This is a genomic window from Paenibacillus sp. NMA1017 (assembly GCF_058895805.1).
This window is the reverse complement of sequence record NZ_JBZXYR010000003.1, coordinates 317,879-340,599: the sequence shown is the minus strand read 5'-3', so window position 1 is coordinate 340,599 and position 22,721 is coordinate 317,879. Positions and strand designations below refer to the sequence as shown.

The following is a 22,721-nucleotide window of genomic DNA, read 5'->3' as shown; positions in this document are numbered from 1 at the left end:
AACATGTTTGCTCGCATTATAAAAGAGCGCCATTGAAAATCTGATCACTCCAGTCCCTTAAAAGCAACATTACTTAAAGTAAAATATATAAAAATAATTATTTTTTTGAAATATATGTCTAATTTACATATGAATTTCATCCTAATTAGTAGGGTAGTTTAGAATTTTCAAACCAATTAGAATAACAATACAACTACCAAAATACTAATATATTTATCAAAATGGAGGATCTTATGGATGAATTAAGATTATTACACAAGTTTATTCAAAGTATACACAGAAATGATAACGCTATCACTGATTTTGAACAGTTACTACCAGCTATTCAAAAGCATAAACTACAACCCTATTTCCGAAGGTCAATAGATAAGGAAATTCCACAGCTCGAAAGTCAGTTACAATCAATAACTGACTACTATAATATATCCATTCAATTCTTAGAAGAACTGCAGAAATATTCGGAACAACCCTTAGTAATTATCAAAGGACTAGCTAATTACCACCTTACAAACGGGAGAATCCTACTAAGGGGTACGTCAGATATAGACTTGTTATCTAGTAATCCACACACACTTAAAGAAGAGTTGCTTTCCCAAGGCTTTCATGAAACGAAGGCCGAGACAGGCCATGAACTTTCCGAATTAAAAAAAGATAATATTTTGATTGATCTGCACAAATTTGTTCCAGTGGTGTCCTATCCCACAGATATTAATGGTATCTCTCCCGATACTATAATGACCACTACAGAAGGTATGTCTTTCAGCGGAGAGATCACATATGATGATCTTGTCCTTAATTCTGTCCAACTTTTTAAGCATGTGCTCATCCCTAATGTAAATATGTCTTTAATTATACTTTGCTCATCTATGTTCAGAGATTATATAACAAGGGTTGATGTCATCCCTCACTTCAAGCTGGTTGACTTGGTTGAAGTATATTTACTTTTACAAGAGCCTACCTTTCACGCAGAAACATTCTTAAGGCTTTCCTCCAAATTCCATGCTTCTCATGCTGTAGAATTTGTGAATACATTACTTCAAAAAGTCTATCAGACAGGAATTCCCGATGTAAATACAACGCTTAAGCATTTCCCACAGATCCTTTTTTGGAATCTTCACAGTTGGGTTATACCTAAGCCAATGTCATCCATTATTTTTGACTCCAAATTTGAAAGCGTTTTAATTAATCTGGGGGCTCAGCCTCTAGTATTGCCAGATAATCGTACACTGTATTTAGATTTTCAAAAAGACATTGAATCCTTAACCCCCGTACATTATCTATCGAAAAATGGTAATTGCGCACCCTCTGTACATGTATCTATTACATGGAATGACAAGATGCATATACGGGCAGAATTACGAGACGTTGAACAAATTCATGACAAAGATATTATAAACTTTAATTTTGGTACTGCTAAAATCACCGTATTAGGCAATATCAAAAATATTGAAAAGTTTGGCGGAACAAGCAAACAAGTTAAATTGAATTATCATACAACAAGTAGAACTCTATCAACTGAGTTCTTCCTCGAACCTGATGAACTAGGGCATTACCTTTTAGGGGATAGTAAACTGGGACTCAATCTATACATTGAAAAGCACGAGCAAGGAAATGAGGTGGACTGTATAATTCCATTGATTGTCATAAAGAAAGAGGTGGGATTTTGAGCCTTTATCTAAAATTTTTTGAATTATCGTTCAGGGAAAAGTATGCTTACAAGTTCAATTTCTTTACATCTATGTTTGCGGGATTCATTATGATTTTTATTCAAATCAGTGTATGGATTGCACTTTTTAAAGATTCCTCTGCGGGATCGGATGCAACACTTGGCCAGATGATTATATACGTGCTAGTTTCATCATTTATTTTTAATATTACGCGTTCAGAAGCCGGAACTAAAATTGGTGAGAAAATTGATAAGGGAACCATTATTACCGACTTTACCAAGCCAATCCACTTCAGAAATTATATGTTTGCGGAAGATGCAGGTAACAACATGTTTCAGGTGCTGTTTATCTTTTTCCCATCGTTCTTGTTCTTTTCTTTTTTTTATAGACTACAGATCAGCATGACTCCCCTTAACTTCATGCTATTTACAGTCAGTCTTGTATTTGCCGTCCTAATTTCGTTTTTCATTAAATTCATCATTGGTCTATTCGCATTTTGGTTAGAAACATCATGGTATTTTCCGTTTATAGTAGGTGCAATTTTTGAACTTTTTTCCGGTTCTACAATTCCTATTTGGTACTATCCTGATTGGTTAGTTCAGGTTTGCAGTTATTTACCGCTACGTTTTATCTTTTTTGAACCTATTTCCATATTTTTAGGAAAACATACTTTGACACAAACCTTACTATTGCTATTAACTCAATTGTTTTGGGTATGTATTCTTTTTTGTATTGAAAGATTTGTATGGAATAAAGTCCAAAAAAGGGTGATCGTACATGGAGGGTAAATCATGCGTTATATTTCCTTGTATTTTGAATTTATTAAAATTCAAATTCTCGGCATTCTCCAGTATAAAAAGGCTTTTACACTTGGACTGATTGCCCAGTTGTCTTCTTATGGAGCAGAGTTTTTTCTTCTCTGGATCATCATTGATAGATTTAATGAGATTAATGGTTGGAGTTCGTATGAAGTTCTGCTGTTATATGCCCTAAATCTATGCTCCTACGCTCTGGCTAGCTTCTTTTTATCGAGTCCAAGTTCCAGACTCTCCGTAATGATCAAAGACGGTACCTTTGATGAAGTACTGACCAAGCCGCTAAACAGTTTTATGTATCTTGTTTGCAGAGAATTTAATTCTGGCTATCTCAGTCATTTGCTGTTATCCATCGCCGCTATGTCCATAGCTCTGCTCAATCTGCATATCTCAATGTCCTTAACTCATATTCTCTTCTTTATTGTTGTTATTCTGAGCGGGGCTTTAATCCAAGGGGCAGCCTTGTTATTAACCGCTATTCCTTCATTTTGGGTGGTCGAAAACAGCAGTTTGAAGGACGTATTATTTTTTCAGGTCAAAAATTTCATTAGATATCCCCTTTCAATTTATCCAACGTTCATTCAAATTTTTCTGACCTTTATTCTTCCGTATGCTTTCATTAATTTTTATCCATCACAGTTTTTTTTAAACAAACATGATTTTTTAATTTTTCATCCCTTATTTCAATTTTTATCACCGGTATTCGGCATCATTCTCTTTGTAATCGCTTATGTTCTCTGGTTAGTAGGAATTAATAACTATAAAAGTACTGGGTCATAGAATGGGGGAGTAGGCATGAAAAACATCATTGAAGTCAATGGTGTTTCTAAAGAATTCAAAGTTTATGAGAGACAGAAAGGGTTTTATAAATCTATACAATCTTTGTTTCAAAATAAATATACAGTTAAAAGAGCTGTGAATGATATCTCTTTTAATATTCAAAAAGGAGAAATCGTAGGATATATCGGGGCCAATGGAGCCGGAAAATCTACAACAATTAAAATGCTGTCAGGTATCCTAGTACCCTCATCCGGCGTGGTGACCGTAGATGGGAGAGTTCCTTATGAAAACCGAAAAGAAAATGCCAAACAAATCGGCGTTGTATTTGGACAAAGATCTCAACTGTACTGGAATCTTCCAATGGAAGAGACATTTGATCTTTATAAAAAAATTTACAGAATTCCTGATCTTGAATTCAAATATAATGTCAACTTTTATATTGAGTTGTTGGAAATGGGGTCTTTCTTACGGTCACCCGTAAGACAGCTTAGTTTAGGACAACGTATGAGAGCTGAGCTTGTAGTAGCTTTGCTACACAATCCGGCCATACTCTATTTGGATGAGCCTACCATTGGCTTGGATGTTGTAGTTAAACAGAAGATAAGAGCCTTTATTAAAGAAATTAATAAAGAAAAACAAATCACAGTCATTTTAACAACACATGACATGGACGATATTGAGCAAATTTGCAACCGAATTATTACTATTCATCATGGTGAAATTGTCTATGACGGCCCTATCAATCATTTTAAAAACCAATATAGCTTAGGACACCAAATTATTGTTGAATTTGCACGAGACGATGTAGTGATAAACGATCCTCGCCTACGTATTCAGGAGAAACATAAAAATAAAATGATTATTGGCTTTAACAAAGATGTCATTAAAGTAGCTGAAGTCCTTCATATCATAGCAGCAAATCACGAGATCATAGATTTGGAACTTAAAGAACCGGCAATTGCGGATGCAGTCGGTTACTTCTATAAATAGGAGGGTTCAATTCATGAATATGATAAATCGAAGTATTCAATTAAGCGGTGGTAATAAGTGCTTTGTCCGATGTCCTGGCTGCTATAATTACTTTAGCAGCACAGATTACGCTACCAATGATCTGTTGAATTTTTTATCTCAATTCAAAGAAGAGACTAATATATCAAAGGTAACCATGGCAGGTGGAGATCCGTTAGCGAGAGAAGATATGCCTTTTATTCTTCGATCATTAAAGAACATGGACTTTCGCATTAATCTGGATACGGTAGGTCTTCCTCTAATTAAAGATGTCATTATTGGGAGAAATACATTGGTTAAAAAAATTTCTGCTGAGGAAATCATTCAAGATATCGAGATCATCGGCATCCCACTTGATGGTTCAACTGACGAAATTATAAGTACTTTTAGGCGGGGCTTGAGAGTAGATGATATCATAGAGATTTTAGAGGTACTCAGTCTCAAGCAAGCAAATATCTGTATCAATACCGTGGTACATAAACAAAACTACAACGACATCATCCACATTTATGATTATTTAAAAAAATTTGATTCCATAAGTAAATGGCAACTGTTTCAATACATGCCTATTGGTCCAGGAGGATTTAAAAACAAACATAAATTTGAGATAGCTGATGATCAGTTCAACAAGCTTAAGAACACAATCGACTCACTTCACAAAGGCCCCCTAAAAATCCAGTTCAAATCCAGGTTAAATAGAAAAAATCAATACTTACTCATTGACGGAAAAGGGGTCATCTGGATTCCAAAACAAAATAGAATTGGTGCATGGTTAAATGATGACGAAAATAATGACAGAATTTTACTCGGCCATATTAGCGAGAAGAATAATGTTAATAACCTCATAAAGTTATTAAGCAATTATGAACTAGTTGAAACAATGCAATAATCTGAATCATATTTCATATCATCTAAACATAGAAAGAAGGGATACTGTATGCGAGGGTTTATTCTTTTGAAACCTGAAGCTGTGCAGAGAAATCTAATTGGGAGAATTCTATGCTACATTGAGGATAAAGGGCTTAAAGTAGTCGCCTTGAAAATCCTGACTGCTACCAGAGACCAAATCGAAAATCTTTATCAAGAGCATATCAATTCACCACATTATCAGACTTTAATTAATTGTTGCTTGGATGGTCCAGTTGTTGCAATTGCAGTAGAGTCACCTTTAGGTATTGATTCTGCAAGTTTACTTAAAGATATACAGGGCAAACCCGATTTGGGTGGGAGCATCCGCTACTACTTCTCTTCCCACCCATCAAGAGGTATCCTCCACTGCTCTTCGTCTGGTGAAGGCATACGCGAATCACTCCTTTTTTTCTCTGAGCCAGAAATAATCAAATACAATAAAGCATTGGATGATTGGCTGATTGCAAGAAAAACTGAGAAATCACATATGTAACCATGTAGACTAAAGGGGGATATTGTGAGTATAAAAATAATCTTTTTGGATGTAGATGGAACTGTCGTAGATAACGAAACAGAAAAAGTGCCTGAGTCCACCATTCGAAGCGTGCACATGCTACAGCAAAAAGGGGTCCATATTGTTCTGGCTACGGGACGATCCTACTTTTTCGCCAAAGCGGTTGGAGATCTATTGGGTGTCCGGAATTTCATTAACTTCAGTGGGGCCTATATCCGGCTAGATACGTTAGAAATTTATAAAGATCCTATTTCCACAATCGACTTCACTAATTTAGTGAAGCTATGTAAAACTAATGAGGATCATTTATCCTGTTTTGGAATTGAGGAGAGTCACTCAAATGAATTGGCTCCAGAAATGGCCCTGCCTATTTTAAAAAATATCGACTGCCAATCCATCCCCGTTATGTTTCCGGAGAAAGAAGTAGAGTATATAGGAATGTGCTTGTTTCTAAACCAAGGCAAAATCCAAGAGTATCAAAACATTTCGGAGCACCTACAGTTCTACCAATGGGGAGCTAATCTTCCCCATGCTTACAACATCGAGAAAAAAGGAAACAGCAAAGCAATCGCTGTCCAAAAAATTTTGGAGCATTACGGAATCACGGCAGAAGAAGCTATGGCATTTGGAGATAGTGGAAACGATGTGGAGATGCTGCAGACGGTTGGTATCGGAATAGCTATGGGGAATGCAACGGAACATTTAAAAGAAATTGCCAACTTCGTAACAAAATCGGTGGAAAATGACGGGATTGAGTATGCTCTTCAGAGGTTTAAGCTATTATAGCAATAGTCTAAGTTTAAAAGTCACCTAATACAGTACAAAAAAGTCGCAGGATTGTCCCTGCGACTTTTTATGCTGTAAGTTTTCCCTCAAATAAGGTAGGTGCTTTCCTGTAGTCCACCTGTATCAAACTATGAAACAGAGCGGTGCCCTCTGACAGCCTGCGATGTCCCGGCTCTGGTAATCGAAAACACGCCGCAAACAAAAGCAACAATCACAAATGCGCCACCCACCCAAGCGTTCGTGGCAACAGATTCACTATTCTCAATCACTACTCCTCCCAAGGCAGAACCGAGAGCGATCCCGACCTGAAGTGCGGAGAAATTAAAGCTTTGCTGAATACTACCCGATTCGGGTGCATTTTCAATAAGATAGCTTTGCATCGGGGGTGACAAGGCCCAACTCAGTATGCCCCAGATGATCAATAGTGGTGCAAATACATAAATCGAGTGGATTGAGAATGGCAGCAAGAACATCACGGCGATAAATACGCCAACGACGATTAGAATACTTTTCGCTGTGCCGAACCGATCTGCCAAAGAGCCGCCAATAAAACCACCGCTCACTGCCGCCAGCCCAAAGACAAAATAGGCCACACTAATCCAAGAGGCGTTTAAGCCCATCATATTTTCTAAAAATGGAGTGAAATACGCATATAACGTGTAATGGCCCGCCAGTGTCAGCGTGGTCACCAGATGAGCACTGATGACTTTAACATTTTTTAAGGATTTCAACTGATCACGCATAGGCACAACATGTTCCGTCGGAATCCGCTCCATAAACAAATTGATAACGATCATAGCAACGACCGTCAACAAGGCAATGATCAGGAAAAGCACCCTCCAGCCAAACGCATTTCCAATCAACACCCCGGCTGGAATACCTAGAACGATGGAGGAGCTAACCCCCATGGAGATGACACCAAGGACACGGGCCTGATAAGCCTTGGACACCACTTTGACTGCAATGGTCAGTGACAATGTCACGATCAGCGACCCGCTTGCAGCGGTAATGATACGGGATACAAACAAGACAGCATAATTCGGACTCCAGAAGGCCAGCAGACTTCCCAGAATAAAGATAAACATCGACCACAGATACAGTCGTTTTCGTTCAATTTTAGCGGTCAACGCTAACAAGGTTGGTCCAGCAATAGCGTACACAAGCGCATAGATCATGATAAGCTGTCCTGCCGTGCTTACGGAGACATTCAAATCCTGTGCAATTTGGGGCAGCACGCCACCGATGATCAGCTCAACCAGCCCCACCGTAAAGGTCGCAATCGTTAAAATAACTACTTTGAAGTTCATTACATTAGCTCCTTTGCTGTCATGTAAATTCCCTCGTATTACGCAAAAAAATCCTGACCACAAGAAATGTACAAGACGTACACTTTTTGTAATCAGGATTTATCGGTTCCTGGTAGAGACCCTCAAACCATATTATTGAGGTTATACAAATGGGGCATTCATTTATTACGCATTCACGAAGGTTATAGCTATTACTATAAAGGAGCCTGTGGCTAAGTTCAACCCCCTACAGCCGCAAAAATTCGCTCATAGCACGATCCGACAGATAAGGTAGGTACTCATGACCGTATTCGTGATACAGGAGTATTTCCTTGTCTGATACGATTTTATTGTACACCGCAAACTGCGTGGAAGGCGGACAGATGATGTCCGACAGCCCTGTCACAAACAACACACGACCACGAATACGATCTGCCAAATGTTGAATATCGATGTAGCCTAATCGGTAAAACAGCTCCTCCTCACGCACATGATTCGGATCAAACCAACGGAAATAATAAACCAGTTCTTCATATGCCGATGTAGTAGCATCCAGCGCCCAAGCTCTTTTATAGTCCGACAGGAACGGATATACCGGGACTGCCACACGGACACGCGGCTCCAATGCAGCGCAGGCAACCGTTAAGGCCCCTCCCTGGGAGCAGCCAAATGCGCCGATCCGTTCAGGGTCGACCTGTTCCATAGACATTAGAATGCGCACCGTCTGCACGGTATCCAAAAATACATTGCGGTAATACAACCGATCCGGGTCCGGGTCGTCAATCCCCCGGATGATGTGGCCGCGAACCGTCGTTCCTTGAACCTGTAAATTGTCCTCAGACAGCCCTCCTTGCCCCCGGCAATCCATGGCCAGCACGGTGAATCCGTGTGCCGCATAGCTTACCTTGTCGAACCAGTCGCCACTGTCGCAGGAATATCCATGAAACATGGCCAATGCTGGCCCTTGTTCTGTAAGGTGCTTGGGACGAGCCAGCTTCCCATGAACCTTTGCTCCGCCCACTCCAGTAAAATATAGATGGTAACACTCCACCATCGGAGAGACAAAATCAGCAGGCTCCAGTGTATAATCAAGCGGCTGGTGCTCCAGCTCCTGTAATGCCCTTTCCCAGTATGCGTCAAAATCCGGCGGCTTCGGGTTACTCCCCATATACGACTGCAATTGCTGTAAAGACATATCCTCAGGCATTCAAGTTCCCTCCTACATCCGGCCCGACTCACGGTCGTCTGCGACCACTTCATCCGTTGCGATGACATACTTCATGATGTCGGACACTGTCGTGTAGGCAATACCTACATACGTATCAGCGGCTCCATAATAAATCGCAATCCGGCCCGTGTCCGCATCATGCAGTGTAGCACACGGAAATACCACATTCGGCACAAACCCCCGCTCTTCATACCATTCCTCTGGGGTCAACACGAAATTGGAGGAACGATATTTAACTTTAGACGGATCATCCAGGTCAAGAACAGCTACGCCCATGCTGTATACCAGCCCATTGCACGTGCCTGTCACCCCGTGATAGAACATCAGCCAGCCCTCGGTCGTCTCAATCGGAGCCGGTCCGCCGCCAATCTTAACCGATTGCCACCAGCCCTGTCCGCCCTTGCTCATGACATGACGGTGCTTGCCCCAATAGACCAAGTCAGGACTTTCACTTAGAAAAATGTCGCCAAACGGTGTATGTCCGCTGTCGCTCGGACGGGATAGCAACATAAAGTTCCCGTTTAGCTTGCGGGGCAACAGCACACCATTACGATTAAACGGCAGGAACGGATTTTCCAATCGTACAAAGCTTTTAAAATCCTTCGTTTGTGCTATCCCCAGCGCTGCGCCGTAAAAATCGGTACACCAGATGATGTAATACGTATCCTCCACTCGGACCAGACGCGGATCATAAGCATAATTAGGCTGGTATTCCGCTCCTTCCTCATCGACCAAGTTTAGACGTTCTGTCTCAATGTCCCAAGCCAACCCGTCGTCACTCCAGCCCAGATGCAAATGCGGACGTCCATTAATCGTTTCAGCCCGGAACACCCCTACAAACCGCCCTTCATACGGAGCTACTGCACTGTTGAAAATACGGGCAATGCCCGGCACAGGATTGCGTCCAATGACTGGGTTTTCAGTATGCCTCCACACCGGAGCCTCGCTGCCTTTCGGCTTATCCTGCCACGGCATTTTCGACAGACTTTCTCCCACAATTCGTACGTTACCTACATCCAAATCCACATTCAATTTATTCATACGTATATTCTCCTCTCACCGAGATACTTGATTTCATCGTTTTTTGATTTCGCCGTTGTTCTATTTCACTGAGCCCTGTGCGAATCCGTTATAGATATATTTTTGTAATGATAAAAACGCAATCAGCGTCGGAATAATGGCAATGATAATGCCCGCGCTAATGACTTCCCATTGTGATCCATATGGCCCTTTAAACTTGAACAGCGCCGTCGATATTACCTGAAGGCTTGTTTTGGGCATATACAGGAACGGGGTGTAAAAGTCGTTGTAAATATTAACGCCCTTGATAATGATCACCGTCACAATGGCAGGCTTCAGCAAGGGCAAGATAATGCGCCAGTAGATCGTCAGATAGGAGGCCCCATCCAGCATGGCCGATTCATCCAGTGCCACCGCGATGGAATCCAAAAATTGCAGGAAAATATACACCGCAATAATATCAGTCCCCAAATACAGTAAAATGGCAGCCCAAGGCGTGTTAAACAGTTCCAACTTGTTAATGATCTGGAATGTCGACACCTGTGTCGTCACCCCCGGAATGAGCGTGGCGAGCAAGAACGCACCCAACATGAGACTTTTGCCCTTAAATTTAAAACGGTTCAAAATATACGCAATCATGGAACCGGTCAACGTGGCCCCGATGATTGAAATCAGCAAAATAAAAGCTGTATTCACAAATCCGGTTAACATATTTCCGTTGATAAAGGCTTTGGTATAGTTAGCCCAATTCAGCCAGTTCACGGGGGGAGTCAGAGGACTGGTTGCCGCATATTCAGCCTTCGTCTTCAAAGATGTAAACAAAATTACAACAATCGGAAGTAGAGCAATGAACGCACCTAGCAGTAGCACGACATACTTGATGCTGCTACCCAGTATTCTTTTCAGCTTATACATGATTAGTCCTCCTCTCCCCGAATTAGCAACCGTTGAAGTAGTGTGACAGCAATCACGATCAGCAGCAGAACGACTGCCATCGCTGAGGCCAAACCGACCTTGCTGTATTTGAATGCCACATCAAGCGTCTGAATGACGAATGTTTCACTGCCGTTGGAGCCACCGGTCATAATATACGGGATGTCGAACGCACTGATCGCCCCGCTAATCGCCAAGATGAGATTCAACTGCAAAATCCGCTTGATACTCGGCAAAATAATAGAGCGGAACTGATGCCAGCGGTTAGCCCCGTCCATATCAGACGCTTCATACAAATCACTGGATATGGAGGAAATCGCACCCAGAAACACAATAAAGTTAAAGCCCATGTATCTCCAGATTGACGTGCCAGCCAGCGAAATATTGATAATCTCCGGATTACCCAGCCACAGCTTGATATACGAACCCAGCCCCACTGCCTGAAGCAGTGTATCAAGGGTACCGTCTGGCTTAAAAAAGAATAGAAAAATAAAACCAATGGCTACCCCGTTCATCAGGGAAGGAAAAAACAAAACACCTTTAAAGAAATTTTTAAACCAGGTTTGAAAGCTGAGAATGGTTGCAAAATAAAGGGCCAGCCCCATCTGTACAAACGTGGCTACAAAGTAATACAGACTGACTTTAAACACCGAGAAATACTCGGGGTCGGTAAAGATTTTGATATAGTTTTCAAAGCCCACATATTCCAGACGCTTACTATAGCCATTCCAGTCCGAAAAGCTGTACTTAAACATATTGATCACCGGCAAGTACGCAAAAGTAATCAGCAATGCTAGCGGAATAAATGAAAAGGCAACAATAATCGCCAATCTTTGTTTGGAGTAGCTGAGATTCGAAAATTTTAACATGCTGCACCTCCTGGCTATCCGTCCATCGACTATTACGTCGATCCTTTCTTTTCGTCAGTTCAGATGGCTATTTTGCTTCCTTTGCAGCCACTTCAGCACGTGCCTTCACCCATGCGTCGTTCAGATCCTTCATAATAGTGTCATAGGATTCCGGGCGGTTACCGACCGCTGCCTCAATAATGCGTTTCTTGAAGTCAGGCTGCCACAAGCCGATTTCTCCCTTTTTGTCGATTTTATCGACAATCCCTTCCTGTCCTTTTGGAGACGGAGTGAGCGTTTCAAAGACAACTCCCTGATCTCCGTACTGCTTCAAAATGTCAGGTAATTTCGCCCCCTGTAGTGGACTAACGCTACCTGCCTGTTCTACCGCATAGTTGGACTTGTCAGTAAACCAGTCCACCCAGGCACGAGCTGCTGCTTTATTTTCACTGTTTACGTTAATACCAAGGTTGTAATCACCTGCCAGCGGAACAAGTACCTTGGAGGCGTTGGTTGGAAAAGGCATAAAGCCGATATCATCCTTGTTGGTAGCAGTACTTTTAATCTGGTCAATCGCCCAAGAGCCAAGCACCATCGTACCGATTTTGCCTTGAGCAAGATCCGCCTTGGAGGTCTCCCAATCCGTAGTCGTTGGATCTTTTTCAATCAGACCATTTTTAGCCGCATCGTACAGGACCTTATACAGCTCGTAGTGAGGCTGACCCTTCGTAAAATTGTCGTCTGTATTCGGCTGTGTGACATTCACATATTCCTTCGTACCCGCCACTGTTGCCAAATCAGCTTCCCACTGGGTTAGTGCCCACCCAGAAGCATAGTTCGTAAACAGAGGAATTGCCTTGGTTTTGTCCTTAATCTGCTGTAACGCTTTCAGGAATTGATCCGTGGTTTTGGGAAGTTGTGTGATTCCCGCGTCCTTGAACACTTTTTTGTTATAAATCACACCGGAGTACGTCATCGCTACCGGAATACCGTAGACGTTGTTGTCCACCATACGCTCCTCAATGCCGGTATACTTGCTTTTCATCTCCGTATAAGTGCCCAGTGGTTCGAAAAATTCGGGTAGTTCCGCAATTGGGATACTGGTAGGAATCAGCAAAACATCTCCATAATCCCTGGTCCCCATCCGAATTTTGATTTGGCTCTCATAATCAGCTAACGCTTGGAAATTAACTTTTACGTTCGGATAAAGCTTGTTGAATTCCTTGGCGTAGTCTTGAAACACGGTATCCACAATATCCGTCCGCTGTGTGATAACCGTAATTTCACCCTCCACACCCTTTGGATCAGAGCTGGCTGCTGGTGTATCCGATGCTTTTGGAGCACAGCCCGCTAACAAACCCGCTACTAATAGCACTGACAACAATGGCACCAAAACTTTAGACAACTTCATAAGACGACCCCTCCTGTTTTTTTGAATAAGGTTATCGTTAAGCTAACAAAAGTTATTTTATTATGATAACGCTTACTATGTCAATTACATTATTTTTTTGTACAGTATAGTAGGCTTTAACCTTGTGGGAAAACACAGTTCAAGAATAGTTGACAGTTTACAAATAGCTAGATATGATAATTCTGTAAAGTTAACGATAACCTAATAATTCATTTTCCGAAGGAGGCTTTGTCTCTTGGAAACACTACTGGACGAAATTAGACAGGAATGGAAGGAACACATACTCCCATTCTGGCTTGGACTGAAGGATGAGACACACGGTGGGTTTTACGGCGAGGTGGATGTGGATCTGCACACTCATAACCAAGCCGACAAAGGCGGGATTGCCACTGCACGACTACTCTGGTCATTCTCGGCGGCTGCCCGTGTAACAGGGGAAGATACCTATGCAGAAGCCGCTCGACATGCATTCACATTTCTGCGAGATCACCTGCTCGATCCATTACATGGAGGAATGTACTGGATGGTGGACTACACCGGGCAACCCGTAGACACGTGCAAACATGTATACGCGCAGGCATTCGCGATCTATGCGTTGGCAGAGTATGCGCGAGCCACGAACGACCCGAATGCATTACCACTAGCTATGAAGCTGTTCCACCTGCTGGAGCAAAAAGGATATGATCCCACCCGGCAGGCATACGGCGAACAATATGACCGCTTGTGGAACACGCAGCCTAATGAGCTACTCAGCGAAAATGGAGTCACCGCGCATATCACTATGAATACGCATATTCATATTTTGGAGGCGTATACCCAATTGCTGCGCGTCTGGCCAAATGAAGAGGTCCGGAATGCACTGACGAACGTATTGGACATTTTATATCATCGTGTTTACGATGCTTCCGCCCGACGATTGGGGGTATTCTTCGATCGTGAATGGCGCTCTCTGCTTGACCTGACCTCATATGGTCACGACATCGAAGCTAGCTGGTTGATTGAGGACGCTATGAATGTGCTGGGTTATTACCCGTCAGAATACGTGGATATGGTGATGGATATTGCCAATGCGGTAGCAGAGCGCGCTGTTCAGCCGGACGGATCGCTCATCAACGAACGGGAGGGAGAGCGGGTAGACACCTCGCGTATCTGGTGGGTACAGGCCGAGGGGATGGTTGGTTTTTACAATGCATTTCAACGTACAAAAGACGAACGATTTTTGCAAATTGTCCGTAATCTGTGGGCCTATACTCGGCAATATATCATAGATCCGCGCCCCGGAGGCGAATGGTTCTGGTCAGTTCAAGCGGATGGTAAGCCTGATGCGAGAGAAATTGCAGGCCCTTGGAAGTGCCCTTATCACAACAGCCGATTTTGCATAGAAATGCTAGAAAGGATGGAAAACCAATGATCCATAACAAATACAATGAGCTGCTATTGCAGCAAGAGGAACTGATTACACGCCCCAATGAGGTTAAAACTACCTTTTATAATGGTATCTACGAACGCTATCTCTATCCAGTGCTCACACGCCATCATGTTCCACTTCACTGGCGGTTTGATCTGGATGCGCAAACTAATCCCTTTTTCATGGAGCGGCTGGGTGTAAATGCGGCATTGAATCCAGGGGCAATCTATCATGAAGGAAAATACATTCTTGTTTCGCGTACCGAGGGACTGGATCGAAAATCATTTTTCGCTTTGGCAGAGAGCGATAACGGCATTGATCAATTTCGATTCATTGACGCCCCCCTCGTATGGGAGGATATCGACCCAGAAGAAACAAATATGTACGATATGCGGCTGGTGAAACATGAGGACGGCTGGATTTACGGTATTTATTGCTCAGAGAAAAAAGACCCTGACGCGCCACCTCACGATACCTCCAGTGCTGTCGCTCAGGCCGGATTGGTCCGTACTCGTGATCTGCGTACATGGACCCGGCTTCCCAACATCACTACCCAGTCCCCACAGCAGCGCAACGTTGTCCTGCACCCTGAATTTGTGGACGGTCAATACGCCTTCTATACTCGTCCTCAGGACGGGTTTATTTCCACCGGCTCGGGCGGTGGCATCGCCTTCGGCCTGTGCAAAGATATTACACAGCCCGTAATTGAACACGAAACCGTCATTGATGAGCGCTGCTATCATACGGTGTGCGAAGCCAAGAACGGGCAGGGGCCTGCCCCGATCAAAACCAGTCGCGGCTGGATTCATATCGCTCACGGGGTACGCAATACGGCCGCTGGGCTGCGGTATGTACTATATACCTTTGCCACCAGTTTGGAAGACCCTACGCGCGTCATTGCCAAGCCCGGCGGGCACTTTCTGGCTCCTTATGATGAGGAACGCGTGGGCGACGTTTCGAATGTTATTTTTTGCAACGGGGCAGTCGTTAACGAACAAGATGAAGTCTTTATTTACTACGCATCCAGTGATACCCGTATCCACGTAGCGACGACCACCATCGCTCGACTGGAGGACTACACCTTCAATACACCATCCGATCCGTTGCGCTCTCTCGGCAGCGCCGCTGTCCGCCGTGAACTGATCCATCACAATGAAGCGCTATTGCAAGCACACTCCCGTCCTTCCCAGCGGACATAAGCCGCAGGCTTTATCCTGCTTGCGGAACCATGTATACTATCCATAGAACAACTGTTACCCGCAGGCTAATAGTTGTTCTATGGGCAGCCATGCTGCCAGTCTTTGTATCTTTACAAGACAACTTTGCTGCTAAGTCTTTGTATCTGTACAGGCGGCTAAGTTAATAATATATTCCCCCAGCATTTTGCATCCATTCTCTGGATTAGGCAAAATGCTTATCTTTTTAAAATTGGAAGGCGGAACAGGAATGAAGAGCAACGTTACGATGCGGGATATTGCAGATAAGCTGGGAGTAAGCAGCGTGACCGTGTCGAAGGCGCTCAATGACAAGGATGGGGTTAGCGAGGAGCTAAAAGAGCGTATTAAGATGCTCGCGGGCGAAATGGGTTATCGTTTCAATACCGTTGCCAAGTCCATGAAGGAGGGCCTCACCTATAACATAGGTGTTGTCATCCCTGAACGTTTTACTGGCCCCGGCCAATCGTTTTATCTGCACATCTACCAGCAAATTTCACGGGCGCTGGAGCCATACGGCTACTATGGCATCCTTCACATCCTTCATCGCGAAGACGAAGAACAGCTTAATCTACCACGTATCTATTACGACCGCAAGGTAGACGGCTTCATTCTTCTGGGCCAAGTGAGCAAGCCATATATCGAGCTGGTACAATCCATGGATCTACCCAAAATGTTTCTCGATTTTTATGATGAGCATGCCGATATCGACTCCGTGGTGACGGATAATTTTTACGGAGCCTATGAGCTGACCAACTATTTGATCGCCCAGGGGCATCGGGATATTGCATATGTGGGCAATCTCTATTCCACCAGTAGTATTCAGGACCGTTTCCTCGGCTACTATAAATCCTTGCTGGAGCACAGACTGCCCCTCCGTAATGAGTGGGTGCTCAGTGACCGGGACGACGAAGGTGCTTTTGTTGAAATGGAGCTTCCTCAGCCGCTACCGACTGCCTTTGTATGTAACTGCGATCAGGTTGCTCACAATCTGGTACACAAGCTCATTGGTCTGGGATACCGTGTGCCTGAGGACTGCTCTGTGGTCGGATTTGACAACGATGTATACGCCACTCTTATTGTTCCGCAACTGACCACAGTCGGAGTAGACATCGAGCAGATGGCACGTACCGCGATTGATTCGATGATGAAAAAAATAAGCCATCCCGGCAGCCGCTTTGGTCGAGTCCTGGTGCAGGGACATATTGTATATCGCGATTCCGTGCAGCCTATCGAGAGACCATGATCAACGCATACCTTACTTGGGGACAGGTCACCCCTATTCTAATGTTCCACAACCAAAAGCCGCTCAGCATGTCGCTGGAGCGGCTTTTGACGTTCATAAATTCTGCAGTGTGATCATCATACTCACTTTCAATTGTGGATTTTGCACAATCCTGGATTAGGAGCGCTGAGCGACAAAGGAATTGCCCGCCCGATTGAGAATCGGCAGCATCCGCATTTCTTGCCCCATCGAGGCTTGGCAAAATGGACAAGCCGGCTCGTTCAAAAAGGTGAAATCCGTTCGCATCCAACCGTTGCAACCCTCGTTTGTACACGACCAAATAGCCGTATTTTCCTCTGGAATGATTTCCGGGGCCTGGCGTCTGTACATCTATATCCCCCCTCGGTTTTTATAGGGTAATATCCCCTGTCGTCTTACTGTTAATTTCCACCTGTGCCATTATTTTTTCAAAATTCGATTTTAGTCGCTCCGAAGTGCAAGATATAGACGAACTAAACCATTTCGATCTATATCTTGTTCAATGGAAGTCGCTTATTGGAATTTTGAAAAATTCACCTGTGCGGGTATTAATATGCTCCAAGCTCCGAAAAATATGCGCATTTACCAAAATGTTTATTTACGGATAGCCTTGGTCCAGAAACCGCCATGAAATTGCTTCGGCTCTACCGTAATGACAAAAGCCTTAGGATCCAGCTCCAGAATGGACTGATACAGCTTATTCTGGTTTTTTCGTTTAGCCAAAATTTCCATCACCAGGCGCTCTCCATCACGTCCACTGCCCAGCCAGGCTGTAACGCCGTATCCTTTGTCCCGCAGCGCATTGGCAATTCCTCCATTGATCTCATTGCTGATCACCTTAACGGTGACATAACCGAGCGCTATTTTTTCCTCAATCCATGCTCCAATAAGAATGCCCAATGCATAGCCAATGGCGTATACTGCAAGACTTGCCACTTGATCCAGGTACTTAAGCACAACATTCAAGCCCAACACATAGACCGTAACTTCCACGGTGCTAATGAGCGCAGCAATGTACTTCTGTCCTTTCAACGTCAGAATCATGCGCAGTGTATACGCCGATACGTAAATAATTTGAATAACGAGAATAAACAATAAAATTTTGAGCATGCGCTCACTCCCCACTTCACGTTCTGATTTAACCCGTATCCCACATTATACCCCCGTCTGTGATATACAGCCTCTGGTTTCGTATTACCCTTGCTCGGGTAATGACTAACTACAGCATGCTAAATGAAAGTTCAATCACATAAGGAGGGCTACAACATGAAGGATAACGGAATTAGCGATAAAATCAAAGGTAATGTGAACAAAGCCAAAGGTGAAATCAAGGACCAAATCGGGAACGCTACCGATAATAAGTCCCTTCAAGCCGAAGGAAAACTGGATAAGGCCAAAGGCCACCTTCAGGAAACAGCAGGCAAGCTGAAAGACGGCAAATAATCCTGAATGGATAACCTCGACGCACTGTTTTACCAACAAGTCTCGCTGTCTTGTGCAGTGGGCTTGTTTTGTGTTGTTCGGATAGTTTTGGAAAAACTTTTGCGCAAACAGGGCAACTTTTATGGTTGCTGTTGCGTCTAACCAATATAAGCACAACCCATAATGACTCTCCAAGCTGTTGGATTTTGTAGGCATTAATGTTACTCTAGTCTATGAACCAGGCTATAATTCTTAAATAAAGGGGTAGACCAACGAATGAAATCACTGAAATCTATCAAAAAACCTGTCATCATCACTGCCGTATCCGCCTTGGCCATATCCGGGGCTCTTTTCAGCCAATCCACATATGCCGCACAAGTGACTAAGCCGATCCAAGCAGTATATAACAATATCAAAATCATCTACAACGGAACCGAGGTTCCTGCTGATGCTAAAACAGAACCATTTCTGCTGGATGGCGTGACGTATATCCCGCTGAAACTGGCAGGTACAGCTTTGGATAAAAAAGTAACATGGGATGGAACAAACAAACGCGTAGTCATTGCCGACAACGGCGTTCCGATTGATCAATCTACAGTTACGGCGCTGAACAACCAGATTACGACGCTGACTCAAGAGCTCAACACAGCGAAAGCAGCAAACACGACGAAAGACGCCACCATTGCTCAATTGCAAAAAGACAACCAGACGCTAAAAGATGACGCAAGCAAAAACAGCTCTAGCCCCATGAAAGATCTCGAGCGTGATTTGAACGATGATCACAGCGATGACTACGATACTAATTCGGATATTGAGCTCAGTGGCAACAAAAACGATATTACGGTGACCATCGAAATGACAAAATCCAGATGGGAAGGCCTATCCAGCAGCAAACAAAGAACCTATCTGGAAGATATCGTTGAAGATATTTTGGAAGAGTACAAGGATGCCGAAATTGAAGGCACAGTGAAGAACTCCAGCAATAACGATAAATTAGCGAGCTTTACAACTAACAGTAGAGGCGATGTCACGATTAAAAAAATTGCTTCATCCTTCGATGCAAACAGTATCCAACGTGATTTATTCAACAGATACAGCAGCTACGCCGGAGTCGGCTTTGATTTCAGCGTAAGAGGCGACAGCAGTAGCGCCAACGTGGATGTGTTTGTGGATCCAGATGATTGGAACAAAATGTCAAATTCGCAAAAAACCAACCTGACAGATGGCATTATTGATTTCCTTAAAGACGAAGAGTCCATTGATAGAGTCAATGGTACTATACGCAACGAGGACAACCGCAACCTAATTACTAACTTCTAAGGCTAAATTAAAAAAAATAAGCGACAAGGGCTTATGGCTCTTGTCGCTTTTTGTTATTGATTTACTTAATCAACCTGCCAACAGAAGTAATATATTTTATATAATCTTTATCCGCATCGATTGTATCGATATTCATTGTATAAACCAAATGACCGTGGTTGGTTATTTTCACTTTGTGAAATGAACCGGATTTAGAATAAGGGTCTACAGTATAGGTCCCTTTGCTATACACAATCATAGGATTAAAATCAATTTGCTTGAAGTCGGGCGATATTCCACTCTTATACGTGGCATGAATATTTAATACATCCTTCTTTTTATCCCAGTCAAAGGAAATAAGATCAAATGTATTCGCGTCAATGACTTGGGCCAAATCTTGTCCCTTAAATTTCAGAAGAACTGGACTTTCCGTAAAGCTGTCATGCCTTAGCTTCAATAAGCCACGTTGGGGATCCCACTCCATCTTCGCATCTGTATCTTTCAACAAAATGGATACCGGTAAAAACATTGTATTACTTAGCATGATAGGGACTGTGTCCATTTTCACAGGCTCACCATTAACCGATATTTCGGTTGATCCGATCGTAGCCGTTACATTACGGCCCAGCAGATCAACAGAAGCGGTTTTGTTCGCTGCATTATAATTTACTTTGCCGCCCAGTATATCCTCAGCCGCTTGCAGCGGTATAAGCAGTCTCCCCTTCTTATCCACAAATGGTGATGCAGGGTAGGTGTATAAAACGTAATGATCATTGACCTTCAGGTGTATGGGAGTGTAGTCTTGAGCCGATGCTAAATTCGAGTATGTAGTAGCAAAACTTAGTACAATCATAAGGCAGATTAATAACCTGATTTTCATTCATAATGCCCTCCTCGTATTGTTCGTTACTAGTGTACTGCCACAGAAATATCACATCAACCATAATTTTCAACATATATCCAAAAACACACATGACATTTTACATATACTGGTTTATAATGAATTAAACTGCAAAACAAAAAGAGAGTACAGAATTGCACTCTCTTTGAATAAAGCATATAAAAGTAAGAAATATTAATAAGCCAATGCAAAAAGTCCTTTGATGTGGGACAAGTAACGGATGTTACTGCCTTCCTTCATCAAAGTGGCTACAGCGCCTTTCAGTTGGGTGCCATTCGCGCCTACAGTACCGATCGCGTCTGTTCTGCCCAAGCTGCCCAGTGTACCGGAGAAGACTGGTGTAAAGCTTTCCATTTTCGCTCCGTTGAAATAAGCGAAGATGTTGTAACCAACTAATTCGCCCATTTGCCAAGCCAACTGTGCCGTTGGAGGGTATGGACGCTCGCCTTCAGCCGGGAACACCACTGCGCTGTCGCCAGCGAGGAAGATGTCTTCGTGAGAAGTCGATTGCAGTGCGCCATTCACAGTTGCGCGACCACGATTTACTTCGATACCAGATGCGCCAACCAGTGCATTACCTTGTACGCCGCCTGTCCAGATCAGTGTGTTCGTTTTGATCGAACGTCCGTCTTTCAAGAGAACTTCGTCAGCTTTCATTTCTGTAATCGGAACACCCGCTACGATTTGAACGCCACGTTTTTCAAGGCTTGTTACGGCACGATCAACCAGTGGTTGAGGGAAGCCTGCCAAAATAGATGGTCCAGCTTCTACACAATACAAGTTGATATCTTCGTAGTTAATACCTTTTTCGCGACAAATTGCAGGCAATTTGTCAGCATATTCGCCCACCAGCTCAACGCCTGTCAGACCGCCACCACCGATAACGATTGTAGCGTCCGCTTGGTTACCGGATTGCTTGTAAGCATCCAGACGAGCTTCCACATGTGCGCGAATGCGATTGGCTTCTGCCACGGATTTCAGCGTGAAGCTATGCTCTTGCAGTCCCGGAATACCGAAGTATGCCGTTTCGCTGCCCAGGGAAATAACGAGAGCGTCATAACTCAACGTAGCACCACTGGCCAGGGTTACTTTTTTATCGTCCGGTTTGATTTCGGAAACCGTATCGACTTTCAGGATAATATCTTTGTTACGCAGCAGTTTTTCTAAAGGAAGCGCAACAGCTTTTTCGGCAATTGTACCTGCCGCCAAACGGTGCAGTTCCGTAATAATTTGGTGCGACGCAAAGCGGTTAACCACTGTAATGGTTGCTTGACTAGCGTCCATATGCTGGCGTGCTGTAAGAGCGGCCAGCAATCCGCCGTATCCGCCGCCCAAGATCAAAATTTGCTTCGACATGTCCATCCTCCGTTCTCGATCAGGTAATTATTTGCTTTCGCGTTGGCGCTCATTCAGAATATCCAGGAAAGCCTGGCTGAAACGCAGCGTTTTTTGTACATTCGGATCTTTAAGCATTTTAAGCAGGCCGAACAGACCTACACTGCCGTCCGTAGTTTGTACGCGGTCATTTGCTTCAATCGCAGCAGAAGCCAATCCTTTAGCCGATTCTGTTACAGGCTTCACAAACTCTCCCATGGAGTTTTTCATATCTCCGATAAAGACAGGGTCAGTTGCCAGACTGCGAGCTACATCATAAGCATCGGTCATCAAAGTAACCATCTCAGTCAACTTTGGCAGATTCTCTACCAGTACGGTCAGCGATTGCTGAACCTCCGGTTTCATCAATTGGTCCAGTACATCCCGAGACTCTTTGGTAGCTTCTTGTGTTACTGCCACCTCTTGTTGGTTTTCAGACATGCGTGAACGTCCTCCTTTACTGTGAAAATAGAAGTCCATCCTCTCTCGTAACCTGTATCCATAAACTCTAGCAATAAAACGTTCATTGAATTCACGCCCTTAAACATGCAAGAAGCACAGCTTAAACCGGCCTATACCCTAAAGGGCAAGACTGATTTATCGCAGATGCCAATTGTATATTGCTCAGACGTTA

Annotated in this window: 23 protein-coding genes and 1 riboswitch; of the genes, 12 read left to right on the top strand and 11 right to left on the bottom strand. The window is 43.5% G+C overall.

All coding sequences use genetic code 11. The features are described from left to right. Positions 1–233 precede the first annotated feature (233 nt). From AC5ELV_RS10265 to AC5ELV_RS10235, 7 genes are all read left to right on the top strand, one after another. Positions 234–1,667 carry a nucleotidyltransferase family protein gene (locus AC5ELV_RS10265; RefSeq protein ID WP_493430098.1) on the top strand — a complete coding sequence of 478 codons (1,434 nt, stop codon included), beginning with the start codon at positions 234–236 and terminating at the stop codon, positions 1,665–1,667. A gap of 89 nt (positions 1,668–1,756) precedes the next feature. After that, positions 1,757–2,455, top strand: a complete 699-nt coding sequence (locus AC5ELV_RS10260) for an ABC transporter permease (protein ID WP_493430097.1) — start codon at positions 1,757–1,759, stop codon at positions 2,453–2,455. Positions 2,456–2,458: 3 nt separating this feature from the next. Further along, complete coding sequence (locus AC5ELV_RS10255; RefSeq protein WP_493430096.1) at positions 2,459–3,262, top strand: ABC transporter permease; 804 nt, start codon at positions 2,459–2,461, stop codon at positions 3,260–3,262. 15 nt (positions 3,263–3,277) lie between these two features. After that, positions 3,278–4,252 (top strand): ABC transporter ATP-binding protein, encoded by a 975-nt coding sequence (locus AC5ELV_RS10250; protein ID WP_493430095.1) that lies wholly within the window; start codon positions 3,278–3,280, stop codon positions 4,250–4,252. 13 nt (positions 4,253–4,265) lie between these two features. After that, positions 4,266–5,159 carry a radical SAM protein gene (locus tag AC5ELV_RS10245; protein WP_493430094.1) on the top strand — a complete coding sequence of 298 codons (894 nt, stop codon included), beginning with the start codon at positions 4,266–4,268 and terminating at the stop codon, positions 5,157–5,159. Between the two features lie 48 nt (positions 5,160–5,207). Continuing rightward, positions 5,208–5,672: a nucleoside-diphosphate kinase gene (locus AC5ELV_RS10240; protein WP_493430093.1), complete on the top strand. Its 465-nt coding sequence runs from the start codon at positions 5,208–5,210 to the stop codon at positions 5,670–5,672. Positions 5,673–5,696: 24 nt separating this feature from the next. Further along, positions 5,697–6,479, top strand: coding sequence for a Cof-type HAD-IIB family hydrolase (locus AC5ELV_RS10235; RefSeq protein WP_493430092.1), 783 nt, complete (start codon positions 5,697–5,699; stop codon positions 6,477–6,479). A gap of 128 nt (positions 6,480–6,607) precedes the next feature. Here AC5ELV_RS10235 and AC5ELV_RS10230 read toward each other — a convergent pair whose 3' ends face one another. The 6 genes from AC5ELV_RS10230 to AC5ELV_RS10205 all read right to left on the bottom strand — a co-directional run bounded on the left by AC5ELV_RS10230 (position 6,608) and on the right by AC5ELV_RS10205 (position 13,205). Further along, positions 6,608–7,786, bottom strand: a complete 1,179-nt coding sequence (locus AC5ELV_RS10230; protein WP_493430091.1) for an MFS transporter — start codon at positions 7,784–7,786, stop codon at positions 6,608–6,610. 69 nt (positions 7,787–7,855) lie between these two features. Then, positions 7,856–7,955, bottom strand: a riboswitch (purine riboswitch). 57 nt (positions 7,956–8,012) lie between these two features. Continuing rightward, positions 8,013–8,972, bottom strand: coding sequence for an alpha/beta fold hydrolase (locus AC5ELV_RS10225; RefSeq protein WP_493430090.1), 960 nt, complete (start codon positions 8,970–8,972; stop codon positions 8,013–8,015). A 12-nt stretch (positions 8,973–8,984) separates the two neighbouring features. Continuing rightward, positions 8,985–10,034: a glycoside hydrolase family 130 protein gene (locus tag AC5ELV_RS10220; protein WP_493430089.1), complete on the bottom strand. Its 1,050-nt coding sequence runs from the start codon at positions 10,032–10,034 to the stop codon at positions 8,985–8,987. A gap of 60 nt (positions 10,035–10,094) precedes the next feature. Further along, complete coding sequence (locus AC5ELV_RS10215; protein ID WP_493430088.1) at positions 10,095–10,928, bottom strand: carbohydrate ABC transporter permease; 834 nt, start codon at positions 10,926–10,928, stop codon at positions 10,095–10,097. 2 nt (positions 10,929–10,930) lie between these two features. Further along, positions 10,931–11,815 (bottom strand): carbohydrate ABC transporter permease, encoded by an 885-nt coding sequence (locus AC5ELV_RS10210; RefSeq protein ID WP_220026345.1) that lies wholly within the window; start codon positions 11,813–11,815, stop codon positions 10,931–10,933. Between the two features lie 67 nt (positions 11,816–11,882). Further along, positions 11,883–13,205 (bottom strand): ABC transporter substrate-binding protein, encoded by a 1,323-nt coding sequence (locus AC5ELV_RS10205; protein WP_493430087.1) that lies wholly within the window; start codon positions 13,203–13,205, stop codon positions 11,883–11,885. Between the two features lie 235 nt (positions 13,206–13,440). On the opposite strand from AC5ELV_RS10205, the gene AC5ELV_RS10200 reads away from it, so the two are divergent. The 3 genes from AC5ELV_RS10200 (at position 13,441) to AC5ELV_RS10190 (ending at position 17,073) form a co-directional block, all read left to right on the top strand. Further along, on the top strand, positions 13,441–14,616 hold the full coding sequence (locus AC5ELV_RS10200; RefSeq protein ID WP_493430086.1) for an AGE family epimerase/isomerase: 1,176 nt from the start codon (positions 13,441–13,443) through the stop codon (positions 14,614–14,616). Then, the gene (locus tag AC5ELV_RS10195) at positions 14,613–15,812 is read left to right on the top strand and encodes a glycoside hydrolase family 130 protein (protein WP_493430085.1); all 1,200 of its coding nucleotides are present in this window, start codon (positions 14,613–14,615) and stop codon (positions 15,810–15,812) included. Before AC5ELV_RS10200 ends, AC5ELV_RS10195 begins: the two co-directional genes overlap by 4 nt. Before the next feature lie 247 nt (positions 15,813–16,059). Then, positions 16,060–17,073, top strand: a complete 1,014-nt coding sequence (locus AC5ELV_RS10190) for a substrate-binding domain-containing protein (protein WP_493430084.1) — start codon at positions 16,060–16,062, stop codon at positions 17,071–17,073. A gap of 156 nt (positions 17,074–17,229) precedes the next feature. Here the strand turns inward: AC5ELV_RS10190 and AC5ELV_RS10185 are convergent, their stop codons facing one another. After that, the gene (locus AC5ELV_RS10185; RefSeq protein WP_025721956.1) at positions 17,230–17,442 is read right to left on the bottom strand and encodes a cold-shock protein; all 213 of its coding nucleotides are present in this window, start codon (positions 17,440–17,442) and stop codon (positions 17,230–17,232) included. A 243-nt stretch (positions 17,443–17,685) separates the two neighbouring features. After that, complete coding sequence (locus tag AC5ELV_RS10180) at positions 17,686–18,201, bottom strand: DUF2179 domain-containing protein (protein ID WP_023990890.1); 516 nt, start codon at positions 18,199–18,201, stop codon at positions 17,686–17,688. A gap of 156 nt (positions 18,202–18,357) precedes the next feature. On the opposite strand from AC5ELV_RS10180, the gene AC5ELV_RS10175 reads away from it, so the two are divergent. Both AC5ELV_RS10175 and AC5ELV_RS10170 read left to right on the top strand, forming a co-directional pair. Continuing rightward, positions 18,358–18,534, top strand: coding sequence for a CsbD family protein (locus AC5ELV_RS10175; protein WP_068939077.1), 177 nt, complete (start codon positions 18,358–18,360; stop codon positions 18,532–18,534). 255 nt (positions 18,535–18,789) lie between these two features. Then, positions 18,790–19,833 carry a stalk domain-containing protein gene (locus AC5ELV_RS10170; RefSeq protein ID WP_493430083.1) on the top strand — a complete coding sequence of 348 codons (1,044 nt, stop codon included), beginning with the start codon at positions 18,790–18,792 and terminating at the stop codon, positions 19,831–19,833. Positions 19,834–19,894: 61 nt separating this feature from the next. Here AC5ELV_RS10170 and AC5ELV_RS10165 read toward each other — a convergent pair whose 3' ends face one another. The 3 genes from AC5ELV_RS10165 to AC5ELV_RS10155 form a co-directional block, all read right to left on the bottom strand. Next, positions 19,895–20,692: a copper amine oxidase N-terminal domain-containing protein gene (locus tag AC5ELV_RS10165; protein ID WP_493430082.1), complete on the bottom strand. Its 798-nt coding sequence runs from the start codon at positions 20,690–20,692 to the stop codon at positions 19,895–19,897. A 195-nt stretch (positions 20,693–20,887) separates the two neighbouring features. After that, positions 20,888–22,069 carry an NAD(P)/FAD-dependent oxidoreductase gene (locus AC5ELV_RS10160; RefSeq protein WP_493430081.1) on the bottom strand — a complete coding sequence of 394 codons (1,182 nt, stop codon included), beginning with the start codon at positions 22,067–22,069 and terminating at the stop codon, positions 20,888–20,890. A 27-nt stretch (positions 22,070–22,096) separates the two neighbouring features. Beyond that, positions 22,097–22,528 (bottom strand): DUF1641 domain-containing protein, encoded by a 432-nt coding sequence (locus AC5ELV_RS10155; protein ID WP_029518696.1) that lies wholly within the window; start codon positions 22,526–22,528, stop codon positions 22,097–22,099. Between the last annotated feature and the right edge of the window lie 193 nt (positions 22,529–22,721).

Bases quoted from the DNA above. Each gene is read 5' to 3' on its own strand.
- AC5ELV_RS10260 (WP_493430097.1), top strand. From the start codon at position 1,757: ATGATTTTTATTCAAATCAGTGTATGGATTGCACTTTTTAAAGATTCC.
- AC5ELV_RS10250 (WP_493430095.1), top strand. From the start codon at position 3,278: ATGAAAAACATCATTGAAGTCAATGGTGTTTCTAAAGAATTCAAAGTT.
- AC5ELV_RS10165 (WP_493430082.1), bottom strand. From the start codon at position 20,692: ATGAAAATCAGGTTATTAATCTGCCTTATGATTGTACTAAGTTTTGCT.
- AC5ELV_RS10225 (WP_493430090.1), bottom strand. From the start codon at position 8,972: ATGCCTGAGGATATGTCTTTACAGCAATTGCAGTCGTATATGGGGAGT.
- AC5ELV_RS10195 (WP_493430085.1), top strand. From the start codon at position 14,613: ATGATCCATAACAAATACAATGAGCTGCTATTGCAGCAAGAGGAACTG.
- AC5ELV_RS10185 (WP_025721956.1), bottom strand. From the start codon at position 17,442: ATGTACAGACGCCAGGCCCCGGAAATCATTCCAGAGGAAAATACGGCT.
- AC5ELV_RS10155 (WP_029518696.1), bottom strand. From the start codon at position 22,528: ATGTCTGAAAACCAACAAGAGGTGGCAGTAACACAAGAAGCTACCAAA.
- AC5ELV_RS10220 (WP_493430089.1), bottom strand. From the start codon at position 10,034: ATGAATAAATTGAATGTGGATTTGGATGTAGGTAACGTACGAATTGTG.
- AC5ELV_RS10240 (WP_493430093.1), top strand. From the start codon at position 5,208: ATGCGAGGGTTTATTCTTTTGAAACCTGAAGCTGTGCAGAGAAATCTA.
- AC5ELV_RS10170 (WP_493430083.1), top strand. From the start codon at position 18,790: ATGAAATCACTGAAATCTATCAAAAAACCTGTCATCATCACTGCCGTA.
- AC5ELV_RS10205 (WP_493430087.1), bottom strand. From the start codon at position 13,205: ATGAAGTTGTCTAAAGTTTTGGTGCCATTGTTGTCAGTGCTATTAGTA.
- AC5ELV_RS10255 (WP_493430096.1), top strand. From the start codon at position 2,459: ATGCGTTATATTTCCTTGTATTTTGAATTTATTAAAATTCAAATTCTC.
- AC5ELV_RS10210 (WP_220026345.1), bottom strand. From the start codon at position 11,815: ATGTTAAAATTTTCGAATCTCAGCTACTCCAAACAAAGATTGGCGATT.
- AC5ELV_RS10175 (WP_068939077.1), top strand. From the start codon at position 18,358: ATGAAGGATAACGGAATTAGCGATAAAATCAAAGGTAATGTGAACAAA.
- AC5ELV_RS10230 (WP_493430091.1), bottom strand. From the start codon at position 7,786: ATGAACTTCAAAGTAGTTATTTTAACGATTGCGACCTTTACGGTGGGG.
- AC5ELV_RS10265 (WP_493430098.1), top strand. From the start codon at position 234: ATGGATGAATTAAGATTATTACACAAGTTTATTCAAAGTATACACAGA.
- AC5ELV_RS10215 (WP_493430088.1), bottom strand. From the start codon at position 10,928: ATGTATAAGCTGAAAAGAATACTGGGTAGCAGCATCAAGTATGTCGTG.
- AC5ELV_RS10245 (WP_493430094.1), top strand. From the start codon at position 4,266: ATGAATATGATAAATCGAAGTATTCAATTAAGCGGTGGTAATAAGTGC.
- AC5ELV_RS10180 (WP_023990890.1), bottom strand. From the start codon at position 18,201: ATGCTCAAAATTTTATTGTTTATTCTCGTTATTCAAATTATTTACGTA.
- AC5ELV_RS10160 (WP_493430081.1), bottom strand. From the start codon at position 22,069: ATGTCGAAGCAAATTTTGATCTTGGGCGGCGGATACGGCGGATTGCTG.
- AC5ELV_RS10190 (WP_493430084.1), top strand. From the start codon at position 16,060: ATGAAGAGCAACGTTACGATGCGGGATATTGCAGATAAGCTGGGAGTA.